A 13,402-nucleotide genomic window follows, 5' to 3' on the forward strand; every position below is an offset into this window, starting at 1 on the left:
AGAATCCCGAGTGAAAAACATTCGTAACATACTAAATTCCCGTTTTAAACGCAACGGGAATTTTTTTATGGAATTAACCAAGATTCTCGGGTTTAAGCCAAAAAACATAGATTATTTTAAGACGGCATTTACACATCGCTCAATGAACTTACGAGATGATGAGGGAAATGCTATTAATTATGAGCGCCTAGAGTTTTTAGGAGATGCCATGTTAAGTGCTGTAATTGCCTGTCATTTATACCAAGAAGTTCCTAGTGGAGATGAAGGGTATTTAACAAAAATGCGCTCTAAAGTTGTTAGTAGAGAACATTTAAACGAGTTAGGAAAAGAACTTAACTTAATAGACCTAGTACAAAGTAAAATTCCTGCAGGACAGTTTGGAGATAATATTCACGGAAACCTATTTGAGGCTTTAGTCGGCGCCATTTTTCTTGATAGAGATTATAAGTACTGCGAAAAATTCATTTTTAAAAGAGTTATTATTCCTTATGTGGACATTGAAAAACTCGAAGGAAAGGTTATAAGTTATAAAAGCCTTCTCATTGAATGGTGCCAAAAAGAGAAGAAAACTTTTGGGTATAATGTATATGAAGATACTGGTAATGATGATGTTAGGCATTTTTCGGTTAAACTATCTATTGATGGTAAAATTGTAGCGAAGGCAAGAGCTACTTCAAAGAAAAAGGCTGAAGAAAAGGCCTCAAAACGCGCTTATTTTGCGTTTCAAAATAAGATATCCAAGCTGATATAATCTTTTTGGATCAAAAAAGAAATTAACTATAACGTTTTAGTTAACTTTAGCTTTAAGAATAGGTAAATCCTATTATAATTCAACATATTAAATATTATATTTACGCCGTTTATATTTGGGTATGGCAATACACAAGCTTGTTCTAGATGATGTTGATTCAGACCTATTTACTTTAATTGCAATTCATTGCACTCTTGAAGATTATAGGATAGCATATCTGTTAAACAAGTTTTTGGGTATTACGCTTAGTAGAAAGGCAGATGACTTAGATTTTAAAAATGGAGCACTAACATATGCCATTTTTGAATGGGAAGACTGCAAGCAACAAACCCTTTGGAACTTAGTGTCAAATGTGTGTAAAACTGAAAGTTTTAGAGAGGCCAATACAGGTTCTCTTTTTAGTATTCAGGAAAAAATTACGCAAGTAAATCATTTGATACCAGAATACAAGAGCGTTAATTATTTTTTGAAAATAGATAACGATTATAGTTTTAGTAAAGAAAAGTATATTTTAAATAGTATTTTAAAAATACCACAAGTTGCCACAGCCTATAGTATACAACCTAATCAATTAAAATCTAAGGACCACTTAATTTTTAGCTAATGTCAATAACAAAGAAAACCAAAATAGTAGCCACATTAGGACCAGCTACAAGCAGCAAAGAAGTATTAAAAGGTATGCTTGAAGAAGGAGCTAATGTTTTTAGAATTAATTTCTCGCATGCAGATTATGATGATGTAAAAGAGCGTATACAAATGATTCGTGAACTTAACGAAGAATACGGTTTTACAGCATCTATTTTAGCAGATTTACAAGGGCCAAAGCTTAGAGTTGGTGTCATGAAAGAAGAAGTGGTTGTAAATCCAGGGGATGAAATAATATTTGCAACAGGAGAGCGCTTTGAAGGGACAAAAGAACGTGTTTATATGACCTATGATAGGTTCCCTCAAGATGCTAAACCAGGTGAACGTATTCTTTTAGATGACGGAAAGTTAATTTTTGAGGTTGTTTCTTCAGATCAAGAAAAAGAGGTTGTAGCTAAAGTAATTCAAGGTGGCCCTTTAAAGTCTAAAAAAGGTGTAAACTTACCAAACACTAATATTTCGCAACCAGCATTAACTGAAAAGGATGTTCAAGATGCAATTTTTGCTGTTGGTCAAGACGTGGATTGGATCGCTTTATCCTTTGTTCGTCATGCTGAGGATTTAATGCAGTTAAGAGATTTAATTAATGAGCATAGTGAGCATAAAATTCCAATCGTTGCTAAAATAGAAAAGCCAGAGGCTTTAGAAAATATAGATAAAATTGTAACACACTGCGACGGTATCATGGTAGCTCGTGGTGATTTAGGTGTTGAAATTCCTGCAGCAGATGTGCCGTTAGCTCAAAAACAATTAGTGTTAAGAGCTAAAAAAGCTAGAATTCCAGTAATCATTGCAACACAAATGATGGAAACAATGATAACTAGTTTAACGCCAACAAGAGCAGAGGTAAATGATGTTGCAAATTCTGTAATGGATGGAGCAGATGCCGTAATGCTTTCTGGAGAGACATCTGTTGGAAATTATCCGGTTCAGGTTATTAGGCAAATGGCTAGCATTTTAAAGAGTGTTGAGAATTCACCATTAATTCAGGTACCACAATTACCTCCTCATATTCGTACTAACAGATATATAACAAAATCTATTTGTTATCATGCTGCTAATATGGCTAATGAAATTGATGCCAAAGCCATTTCTACATTAACCAATAGTGGATATACAGCTTTCCAAATTTCAGCTTGGAGACCATCATGTCATATTTTAGTGTTTACTTCTAACAAACGTATCTTAACACGTTTAAGTTTACTTTGGGGTGTAAAGGCTTTCTACTATGACAAATATGTGAGCACAGATGAAACTATTGAAGATGTAAATAGAATAGCATGTGAAGAAGGTTATTTAGAACCAGGAGATATGTTAGTGAGCTTAGCGGCAATGCCTATACAAGATAAAGGTATGGTAAACACCTTAAGAGTTTCAGAAATTAAAGAATACTAAGATTTAGAGTCTTATAACTAAAAAGCCGCTTTTTTAAAGCGGCTTTTTAGTTTAAAACAAGTTTTGTTGTTCCGTGGTAAGGGAATCTATTTCTCGTATTCTAATGTCTTTAAAAAACACTTCGGCAGCTTCACTTTGTAACTGAATTTTTCCCTCGATTAAGGGTATTTCGGAACCATCTTCTTGTATGTATCTGGAATTTTTAAGTATCATTACTACTTCTCCATTTACCACATGCAGACTTTTACCTTCAAAGCAAAATAAGTCTAAGGTGTTCCATTCATCGTGAGGTTTTTCAAAATTATTACTTCTTCTACAATAGTTTCTATATTTACTATGTCTATTTAAAGTAATGTAGTCTTGAGAGGCGTGCGCAAGAGGATCTAAATTAGATTCTGGTTTATAAGCTCTAATGTCTATAGCAGAGTTAGCTTGACTCCAAAAATCGCCGGTATGTCCTTCCATAATCTGAAACTCTTGAGACAACATCCATGAGCGCCAATATTCTGCTGCCATTGGACCTATAGAATGATATAATATACCTGAATCTTTTAGTAAATCTTTTCTATACGCCCAAGTTTTATTTCCCCATTTATACTTAAGTTGAAAATGATAATTTTTATAGTCTTTTTTGGTTATTAAACAACCGTAGTATTCCCCGGTATTTTTAATGATTAGATCTTCCCCTTCTTTAAAGGTTGAAAAGACATTGTAATCTGGATGATTCAATCCAATAGGAGCTATCTCATTACCATTTTCGTCTTTTGGTGGTGTACCGTTGTAACCTACCTGATGCTGGTAACTTAAATAAGTGTCCCAATTTGATAATTCTTTGTCTATGAGATACTCCCAATTGTAGCTTTCTTGTTGAGTCCCTTTTTTAGAATCAGAACATGAGATAATAAAAAATAGACTAGTAATAATGCCAAAGTAAAATTTCATAAGTGTTGTAAATAGTTTAGTTAGGTAATGATACAAAATTCTTTAGCCATTAACATTTAATATTGATGTGTTGAGACCCTTGTTCAGTTTTTGTTGAGGTGAAAACCACCCTAGTGTATGTTCTTTTTTATAAGTTGCGTTTACTATAAAGTATATCTTAGTAGGTAATAATGAATAACTAAATATCAGTATGATTAAGACAAGGAACATTTTAGAAATTGACCAGAAATTGAAGACGGTAATTCTTTCTTTGGTAATGTTACTAACTATTGGAACAGCCTCATTAACAGCACAAGAGAATGGTACAAATAAACAAAAAGAAAAGACCAATACAGAAGCAAAAGTAACTGGTTTAAGGAACATATGTGTACATGTTTTGAAGCTAGAGAAAACACTAAAATTATATAGAGAAATTCTAGGTTTTAAATTAGAAGATGCAGTTGTTTTTCATGGACCAGGACTTGAGGGTATGTTAGTGATGAAATTAAAGGCCAATGACGTGAAGATTCATCTTTCTTTAACGGCTCCTGAGAACTGGGAGCAGGTAGGTCCTATTGGTAATACCAATCACAACCATTTTATGTTAAAGGTTAACGATATTAAAACCATAGGTGATAAACTAAAAGCAGAAGGTTATGAATTGGAGAATGATAATTATGCTAAAGATAAATACACCTTTTTTACCGGACCTAATGGAGAGATTATCGGGCTTTCGGCTTGGGATTAAACGTGTGTATAGAGAGAAGTGTTCTTTTTTTGAAAGTTGCGTTTAACATTTTTTGTGTAAGTATTATTGATGGAATCAGATTAATAAAAAGACTTGAATTTTCGAATAGGAAATTTGGCTGTTATTACGTTTAAACCGTGTTTTGAAGTTTTATTCATTCAGGATAGATTTTTTTAGAATGTCTTTAGGAATTGCATCTTTATGTACTAAAACTGAAATTGTTTTCAGCAATAATGCTTTTTTTGAAATGTAGATATAACCTCCATTTTCATTATTTCCTTCAGAATTTTTCAGAAAATAATATGGGTGACCTTTCGTATCTTGAGCAATACCTATAATATGCATATTATGATCGTCTGTAGTTGTTTTGTTTTCGAATGTAGTTTGCCTTAATTCTTGGGTAATAGGATTTTTTTCTTCACTTGCAGTCAATTTTAATAAACCCTTATCAAAATCAAAGTTTGGTTCTGATGCATCACCGTCCCAAGCTAGACTGTAACCAGATGCTAACGCTGTATCAATTACGTTTTCAAAATCTTCAATAGGTAGGTTTAGATACTTATTTGAGTTCCAGTTTGCGGGGATATCTAATACTGACATTTTATAAAAATCGATGTGAGAATAACTAGTAATTTCTACATAATCACTAGGGTTTATACCAATAAATTCTCTTGCAAATGAAAAAGGAGAATGGAGTTTTCCTTTATAAACAAAAGTAATAGGAACTGTTCCTAAATAAGCGTCTAAAACTGCTTTAATTGATTTTCTCCAGCTATAGGGTTTTATACGATCATAACCAGAAGTACCAACCGATTCTACCATTTCACGAAGTAGATTGTCCATTTCATTATGGTCGTGTTGCCAATCTTTTTCAATAATACCATTGTATACCTCTTCCGGTACTGCTCCAAATTTTTTGTAGCCATCTAAAACACTAAATGTTAAGTCGCCGGCATCAAACCAACTTTTTCCTTTTGTTTCGATAAATTTTTCTGCTTTCCCCATATATGCTGGTGCTACATAAAATATTGGCGAAAGCGAAATTTCGTCTTTTCCTAAACGTATAGCTTCAGTTTCTATAAAAGAAGTAGTGGCAAAACTCCAGCAAGTTCCTGATGATTGTTGATCTTTTAAAGCTGAAGTTTTTACTAGTTTTAAAACTTTAAATTCTTCCTTTACTTGGGAAAAGCATTTAAAATTTAAAAAAACGAATAAGAAGATTAGGTAATATAGTTTCATGTTTTTTTCTTTAAGGACAAAGAAATAATTAATATGTTACACTAGATGATCTTAAAATGAGCAAGTTTTACACAATTCATGGATAAAGTTCTTAAAACCCAAACTTCAACTGTACACTTACACTCTTTTTTTCAGGACTTTTCTTCTGATCTTCGGTGTTTAAATTAGACAATGAGATGCCTAATAATCTAACGGAATTATTCAGTTTTTCTTGGTACAACAAGTCTTTCGCAGTTTCAAGAATAACGCTTTTGTCACTAATAAAATAAGGCAAGGTTTTACTTCGAGTTTGTAAAGTGAAGTCGCTGTATTTTATTTTTAAAGTAATTGTTTTACCCGCAACATTGCTTTTGTGTAAACGTTTAGAAACTTCTTGAGCAATATGGTCTAGTTTTTCTAGCATAAACACTTCACTAGAGAGGTTCTCACTGAAGGTACGTTCGGCAGCCAAAGATTTTCTTATGCGGTCTGGCTTTACCTCACTATTGTGAATACCTCTAACAATATAGTAGTAATACCTGCCAGATTTCCCAAAATTATTGTCTAGGTATTCTAAAGACTTTTGTTTTAAATCGGCGCCTGTAAAAATACCTTTTTGATACATTTTTTCGGCAGTTACCTTGCCAACACCATAAAATTTCCTAATGTCTAACTGTTCTAAAAATTCCAAGACCTCTTCCGGATTTACAGTTTTTTGTCCGTTTGGTTTATTGTAATCACTGGCTACCTTGGCAATAAACTTATTAATTGAAATGCCCGCAGATGCTGTTAATCCAATATCATTAAAAATTCGATCTCTAATTTCTTGAGCAATTAATGAGGCACTAGGGTTGCCTTTCTTGTTGTGGGTAACATCCAGATAAGCTTCGTCTAAAGACAATGGCTCTACCAGATCGGTATAATCAAAAAAGATGTCTCTAATTCTTTTAGAAATCTCAGAATAACGTTCGTAATTAGGCCTAACAAAAATAAGTTCTGGGCATAGTTTAACAGCTAGCGTTCCGGACATAGCACTTTTAACCCCAAATTTTCTGGCTTCGTAACTAGCAGCGCTTATTACACCGCGTTTACCACCGCCACCCACAGCAATAGGTAGGCCTTTCAATTTTGGGTTATCCATTTGTTCTACAGAGGCGTAAAACGCATCCATATCTACATGAATAATCTTTCGTATTGGTAAATTAGCCAGCATGGAAGCAAAATTATATTAATTTTGGATTTTGGAATTCATTAAAGAGATATTTCCATAGGTTATGATTGAAATAGAACGTAAATTTTTAGTAGCATCTAACGATTTTAAACAGGAAGCCATTAGAAGCACTAGAATTATTCAAGGGTTTTTAAACACAGATAAAGAGCGAACGGTTAGAGTAAGGCTAAAAGGAGATAAAGGGTTTTTAACTGTAAAAGGAAAATCGTCTAATGATGGACTGTCTAGATTTGAATGGGAGAAAGAAATAACCGATGAAGAGGCTAAAAGTCTGTTAAATATTTGTGAATCAGGGGTTATTGATAAAATTCGTTATGAGGTACAGGTAAAAAACCATATTTTTGAGATAGATGAGTTCTTTGGAGATAATAAAGGGTTGATTATAGCCGAAGTAGAATTAAACTCAGAACATGAAACATTCGTAAAACCAGGTTGGTTGGGCGAAGAAGTTACTGGAGATGTAAAATACTATAACTCCCAATTAAGCAAACATCCGTTTTGCAATTGGTAAAAATTAAAAACAATGAAAAACATCGTACTAGCGTTTTGCTTAATAATTATGGTTATTGGATGTAAAAATGACACCAAAGCAAGTTTGCCTGAAATTAATGAGGTTATTTCTGATGAAAAGGATAAAATACAGGATACAATTGTTGAGGTTGTTAAAGAACCTATAAAGACTGCCAAACAGATAAAAGCAGAATTAAAAGCCAGAGGTTTTCAAGTAGAAAGTTATTATGACGAAGACCTTCAAGATACGGTTATCATGCAGCAATATTTTATGGCGTTTCTAAAAAAAGGCCCTATAAGAACTCAAAATGAAGAAGAAGCTGAACTTATTCAAAAAGGACATAGAGCACATTTAGGTAAAATGTATGACTTAGGATATGCAGATATTTCTGGTCCTTTTGGGGATGAAGGGGAGATTAAGGGCATTACCATTTATAACGTGCCAACTTTAAAAATGGCAGACAGTTTAGCCAATTCAGATCCTGCAGTTAAAGCCGGTAGGTTAGAAATTGAAATTCACCCATGGTGGGCTGCGAAAGGGTTCCCTTTGAGGTAAATTTATTTTTTGAAAAGGCATATAGTAGTTTTAATTGTTAGAATTTTTTTAATTCTTTCCTTTATAGTTCATTTTACTATTAAAGACACCTATTATTGGTCATCCTTTATTTTTTACGCTTTTCCCCTTCCATTTATAATTGTAATTGGTATAATTTCAATTTTCCTTTCAAGAAATAAAAAAGTTAGATTGGTTTCAACTTTAGTGGTTTTTTTGTTTGTTTAACTTTTGGTTAAAAAGTAGTTATTATAAAAATGACTATAAAGAGGAAAAAGGCTTTGAGGTACTTCTTTGGAATGCTGCTAGAATTAATGGTTTAGATGAAGCAATTTCTGAGAATGGAAATGATTCGGATGTTATTGTTTTGATTGAGTACGATAAAGAAAACAGGCTGAACATAGAAACTTCATACCCGAACTATTATTTTTATTTATCTAAAGAAGGAATAGGTGTTTTTTCTAAAACACCCATTAAAATTGTTAAGGAAAGCACATCAAATTCTAATTCAACTGTATTAAATTTTAAGACAAATGAATATAATTTTTATGCTGTTGATGTTTCTGCTAATATTTTAAACTCTAGAAAAGAGGCGCTTTTATATGTGGAGTCTAAAATTAATGTGGATAAGAAGACAATAGTATTGGGAGATTTTAATACACCAACAGAATCTGTACATTTCCATTTTTTTAAAGAAAAATTTAAAAATGCTTTTAGTGAAAAAGGTAATGGTTTTAGAGAAACATGGTTTTGGAATATACCTTTACTTTCATTAGATCATATATGGATCTCGAAGGAATTAAATATTCTTAACACTATGAAAATTTGTACTTGGAAATCTGACCATGTTTTAGTGAAAACTATTGTAAGAGAATAGTTATTTACTCACTTCAAAATTTCGTTTCGCCTCATTTCCAAATTCGTCAACTACCGTGAGGGTATGTTCACCTTGTTTTGGTAGAACCGATAATTCATGAATGTCCTTAGTAGTGCCAATAAACAGATTGTCTATATACCAAAAGATGGTGCTCTCTGGTTTAGTATGTGCTACTTTTAAAATCATTTCATTAGTATTTCCTTCAAAATCTTTCGGTAAAAAAATACTGTTATTCTCTTTTGGATAAATAAATTCCATTGAGACCAATGTTTCACCTAAGCAATCACTTCTAAAAGGAGGTAAAGATTTATAAAACGGGTTTTTGGCTTTGTAATAATAGGCCATAAGAGGTGGTAGCACAAACCAGGACCTATGCTTTATAGAGCCCACGTCCTCACAAGAAGAATTTACCTGATAAGTCTCTGTATTATCTAAGTGTATAAGTTGGTGGTACGGACAAGGTTTTGTCTTTAAGCCACTTATTTGTATGTATGCTTCTTCGGTATCCATACAATTAGGAGAAGCTCTATGTCCGCTATGTTTACATATAGTCACTTTTTGCATTTCATCAAAGGGCTTAGCAAACCATTCACTTTTGGGTAACAAGTCAAAAACTTCAAAGAGTATAGGCGCAGCTGTTTGTACACCAACTAACCCTGGGCGTCCTTCACCATCGGCATTACCAACCCATACACCAACTACATAATCTTTTGTTGTGCCAATGGCCCAGGCATCTCTAAATCCGAAACTAGTGCCTGTCTTCCATGCTATTTGTTTAGAATCGTCAAAAAACTCCCAGTTTTCATCACCTTCAGGTCTGTTTACCTTTTTTAAACTTTCAAAGGTGAGATAAATAGAGCCAGCATCATATAGTGTCTTTTCAGATTGTAATTTTCCGAAGTCAATTGTTTCCGAGGGTAACAAAGTAGGTTCACAAAATTCGTTGCTATAATATTCGCTAGAGGTTTCTGTAAAATGATTTAAGGTTGAAGACAAAGCGGCGTAACTTTTACATAAATCCCATAAATTACTTTCAGCGCCTCCAAGAATTAACGATAATCCGTAATGATTGGCATTGTATTTTAAATCCTTAAGTTTTAGCGCTTTTAAGTAATGATGAAATCTGTTTAAGCCAAACTCTTGTAGCATCCTAACAGATGGAACATTTAATGATCTGGATAGGGCTTTACTTGCGGGTACAGCACCATCATAGGTCTTATTGAAATTTTCGGGGTTATAACTTCCAAACTGGCTTGGAACATCGGCAACCAGCGTGTTCGGAAGCATGTCTCCAGCATCTAACATAGCAGCATATAAAAAAGGTTTTAATATACTACCTGTACTTCTGGGTTTGTCTATAACATCAACATCCTTTTGATGTGTTCTGTTAGTTGGAGTGTTACCAACATAAGCCAATACTTGTCTCGTTTTTACATCTAATACCAAAACAGCAGCGTTATGAATTTCATTCTGACTTAAAAGCGCATGGTGATGCTTTACAATAGTATTCACTTGGTGTTGCAAAGTAACATCAATTGTAGTTTGTAAGGATTGTCCTTTATGCGATTTTGAAAGCTTTTGTAATAAATGAGGAGAAACTTGAGGAAGCGGATAAGGTTTTTGCGGTAATTCTTCGGCAATGGATAAACGATAAGTTAAAGAATCTATAATGCTATTTTGAAGCAATTTTTCTAGAAGCCTATTACGCTTATTACGCAAATGGATTTCGTTTTTTCCTGGATAAATTAAACTAGGCGCATTTGGTAAAACGGCCAAAGTAGCACTTTCTGCCCATGATAAGTTATAAGGGCTTCTGTTAAAGTAACGCCAAGAGGCAGCGTCTAAGCCCACAACATTTCCACCAAATGGAGCATTACTGGTATAATAACCTAATATTTTTTCTTTAGATGTTCTTAATTCTAATCGCGTAGCTAACACAAGTTCTTTAAGCTTTTCAAAATATGTACGTTGTTTACCTTTTCTTGATAGACGGATAACTTGTTGGGTAATTGTACTACCGCCACGCTTAATATCTCCAGATTTTACATTATCTCTTAATGCTTTAAAAATGGAAATAGGATTAAACCCTGGATGTTTATAAAAATATTCATCTTCAAACTGAATGATACAGGTTCTGAATTTCTTAGGAATACTATCATTATGAGGAAATCGCCACTGGCCATCTTCAGCAATTTTTGCACCAATCAAAGCGTTGTTTGAACTTGTAATAACTGTTGAGGTTGGATCTTTGAAGAGTTGTTTGGGTAAGCAAAAATAATAGGCTATTAATAGTATAGCTAGAACAGAAAACCTAATTTTTCTCTTTTTTATGTAATCTATGAGTTTGTTCATTTAAAAGTATCTACTACTAAAAAAAGGGTTTTAGATTTATTTTAAGATAAGTTTATGATTGTCATGTTAATTAATTTGAAAATTATCAAGTAGAACTATTTTGGGCAAGAAATTGGCCGACTATTTTTCTTAAAAAAGTTAAAGTTATATACTGTCAGAATTATATTATTACCTTTAAGGTCAGGCCATTGTGAAAGTAACTATCAAAACATATTTAACTTTTTTACTTCTGTTGTTCATTGTCTTTAAGGTTGAAGGGCAATGGGGATGTTGTTCATTTAAGAAAGGCGACACCATATATAGCGAAAATTTTGGTCATGGTCCGTATGATCACATGTCTAAAAAGTGGTGGTCACCTTCCTATTCGTTGTTAGATGATGGCGAGTTATTTGAGGAAGGGAAATATAGTATTACTGATTTTTTAGATTATCAACCAGACTGGATTCCAATATCTAATCATACACCCGAGCATGGTTCTGGTAATATGATGGTTATTAATGGCGATTTTAATGACGGGGAGTTTTTTAGTGTTAATATTTCTGGCCTCGAAGAAGAAACTTATTATGAGTTTTCGGCTTGGGTAACGAATTTAACACCAAAGAATGCTGAGGATTGCGAGAAACCAATTCCCTATGCCATAACCTTTGAAGCTTCAACATCATTTGCGTTTGCTACATCTAAATTATTGGAAGAAAATAAATGGGAGCGTTTCTTTTTAGTTTTTTTTACGAGACCTGGAGAAACACAAGTAAGGCTTAGAATAAAAAACACATTACGAGAGGCTTTAGAATTTTATCCTGATTTTTACACAGACTGTAGTTTAAGGGCACCTAGTATTGATAAAATTTGTGGCAATTATTTAGCTATTGATGACATTGTGGTTAAATCCTGTGGTGGTTTACCAAGTTCGGAAATTTGTGAAGAGGAATTACCATGTGAGGAGGAAATATACACAAGCTATACCGATGTTGGTATTTGTGAAGGAGATAATCCAACGTCCGTTCTATTAGAAGCTACACCTTCGGACCCATCTGGAAGATTTTTTGGTGATGTAACTTTTCAATGGCAAGAAAGCTCAGATGAAAACAATTGGTTTGATATTCCGGGAGAAAATGATATTATCTTTAATGCACCATTAGTTAATGGTAGTTTCGATAAATTTTATAGGGTTATTTTACGAGAGAATTCAGTATTCGAACAATGCGATATTTTATCAAAAAAATGCCCTGTAGAAACAGAGTATTTTAATCTAAAGGTTGCTCCAATCCCCGATGCCCCAATTAGTTTAGGAGACAAGTCATACTGCCTAAATGAAACGCCTCCAATACTTGAAGTAGAGGTTCCTAATGGTATTGCTGTAAATTGGTATTTGACCCCATCTGGAGGTGAATCTTTTTACAGGAATAATTCAGAGTTCATTGTAACTGAATCAGGAACTCATACCTATTACGCTGAGGCTGTATCGTTATTGGGAGGTTGTGAGTCTATTTCAAGAACTCCAGTAACAGTGGTTCAAAAAGAAACAGAGATTCCAATAGTAGAAGACGAAACCTTAGAATTTTGTGAAGATACAAGCCTTACACTAAGCGCTAACGTAATTAACGCAAACGCTATTGATGCCAGGTATTTATGGGATACAGGAGAAGTAACAGAGAGCATTACTGTTAATAAACGAGGAATCTATTCAGTTACCATATTTCATGAGGACTGTTATGTAACAAAAAGTATAACTGTAAACCAAAGGTATAACCCAGTTATTAGAGAGGTAACATCTAAGGGGAAAAGCATTGTAGTATCAACCTGGAATCGAGGCGATTTTTTATATTCTTTAGATGGGTTTAACTTTCAAATGGATAATACTTTTCATAATAAAGAGGGCGGCGCATATACTGTTTATGTAAAAGAGCGATATTGTAATGAGGTTGTACGTAGGGATTATATTCATTTTTATATTCCAAAATATTTTACACCCAATGGAGATAATGAGAATGACACCTTTATTTTAAAAGGTATTGAGCTATACTCATCATCAAGTGTTGAAATTTTTGATCGATATGGAAAGTTATTAAAAAGCTCAAAAAATAGTTTGTTTGAATGGGATGGAACACATGAAAATAAGATGGTACCACCTAATGATTACTGGTATATTATTGTTCTAGAAGGAAAAAAAATTACGGGACATTTTACCCTTAAAAGATAAA

General features: G+C 33.4%; 12 protein-coding genes. 8 read left to right on the top strand and 4 right to left on the bottom strand.

What is annotated here, in order from left to right; all coding sequences use genetic code 11:
- Positions 1-10 precede the first annotated feature (10 nt).
- The 3 genes from rnc (at position 11) to pyk (ending at position 2,791) form a co-directional block, all read left to right on the top strand.
- On the top strand, positions 11-751 hold the full coding sequence (rnc, locus tag FUA24_RS13370) for a ribonuclease III (protein ID WP_148543124.1): 741 nt from the start codon (positions 11-13) through the stop codon (positions 749-751).
- Between the two features lie 121 nt (positions 752-872).
- On the top strand, positions 873-1,355 hold the full coding sequence (locus FUA24_RS13375; protein WP_148543126.1) for an IPExxxVDY family protein: 483 nt from the start codon (positions 873-875) through the stop codon (positions 1,353-1,355).
- Complete coding sequence (pyk, locus tag FUA24_RS13380) at positions 1,355-2,791, top strand: pyruvate kinase (RefSeq protein ID WP_148543128.1); 1,437 nt, start codon at positions 1,355-1,357, stop codon at positions 2,789-2,791. The genes FUA24_RS13375 and pyk overlap by 1 nt, the downstream gene beginning before the upstream one ends.
- 51 nt (positions 2,792-2,842) lie before the next feature.
- Here pyk and FUA24_RS13385 read toward each other — a convergent pair whose 3' ends face one another.
- Positions 2,843-3,733 carry a 3-keto-disaccharide hydrolase gene (locus FUA24_RS13385; RefSeq protein WP_148543130.1) on the bottom strand — a complete coding sequence of 297 codons (891 nt, stop codon included), beginning with the start codon at positions 3,731-3,733 and terminating at the stop codon, positions 2,843-2,845.
- Between the two features lie 190 nt (positions 3,734-3,923).
- Here FUA24_RS13385 and FUA24_RS13390 point away from each other — a divergent pair, with 190 nt between their 5' ends.
- Positions 3,924-4,460, top strand: a complete 537-nt coding sequence (locus FUA24_RS13390; protein WP_148543132.1) for a VOC family protein — start codon at positions 3,924-3,926, stop codon at positions 4,458-4,460.
- A gap of 150 nt (positions 4,461-4,610) precedes the next feature.
- Here FUA24_RS13390 and FUA24_RS13395 read toward each other — a convergent pair whose 3' ends face one another.
- On the bottom strand, positions 4,611-5,699 hold the full coding sequence (locus FUA24_RS13395; protein ID WP_148543133.1) for a C1 family peptidase: 1,089 nt from the start codon (positions 5,697-5,699) through the stop codon (positions 4,611-4,613).
- 91 nt (positions 5,700-5,790) lie between these two features.
- The gene (gene dinB, locus FUA24_RS13400) at positions 5,791-6,891 is read right to left on the bottom strand and encodes a DNA polymerase IV (protein ID WP_148543135.1); all 1,101 of its coding nucleotides are present in this window, start codon (positions 6,889-6,891) and stop codon (positions 5,791-5,793) included.
- 61 nt (positions 6,892-6,952) lie between these two features.
- On the opposite strand from dinB, the gene FUA24_RS13405 reads away from it, so the two are divergent.
- The 3 genes from FUA24_RS13405 to FUA24_RS13415 all read left to right on the top strand — a co-directional run bounded on the left by FUA24_RS13405 (position 6,953) and on the right by FUA24_RS13415 (position 8,849).
- Positions 6,953-7,420: a CYTH domain-containing protein gene (locus FUA24_RS13405; RefSeq protein WP_148543137.1), complete on the top strand. Its 468-nt coding sequence runs from the start codon at positions 6,953-6,955 to the stop codon at positions 7,418-7,420.
- A 12-nt stretch (positions 7,421-7,432) separates the two neighbouring features.
- The gene (locus tag FUA24_RS13410; protein ID WP_148543139.1) at positions 7,433-7,975 is read left to right on the top strand and encodes a YciI family protein; all 543 of its coding nucleotides are present in this window, start codon (positions 7,433-7,435) and stop codon (positions 7,973-7,975) included.
- Between the two features lie 217 nt (positions 7,976-8,192).
- Complete coding sequence (locus FUA24_RS13415; protein ID WP_148543141.1) at positions 8,193-8,849, top strand: endonuclease/exonuclease/phosphatase family protein; 657 nt, start codon at positions 8,193-8,195, stop codon at positions 8,847-8,849.
- On the opposite strand, the gene pbpC is transcribed toward FUA24_RS13415, so the two are convergent.
- A complete protein-coding gene (pbpC, locus tag FUA24_RS13420; RefSeq protein ID WP_148543143.1) occupies positions 8,850-11,201 on the bottom strand; it encodes a penicillin-binding protein 1C in 2,352 nt (783 codons plus the stop codon).
- A gap of 190 nt (positions 11,202-11,391) precedes the next feature.
- Here pbpC and FUA24_RS13425 point away from each other — a divergent pair, with 190 nt between their 5' ends.
- Positions 11,392-13,401: a T9SS type B sorting domain-containing protein gene (locus FUA24_RS13425; RefSeq protein WP_148543145.1), complete on the top strand. Its 2,010-nt coding sequence runs from the start codon at positions 11,392-11,394 to the stop codon at positions 13,399-13,401.
- The last annotated feature ends 1 nt before the right edge of the window (position 13,402 follow it).

The sequence above is a fragment of the Seonamhaeicola marinus genome, assembly GCF_008085455.1.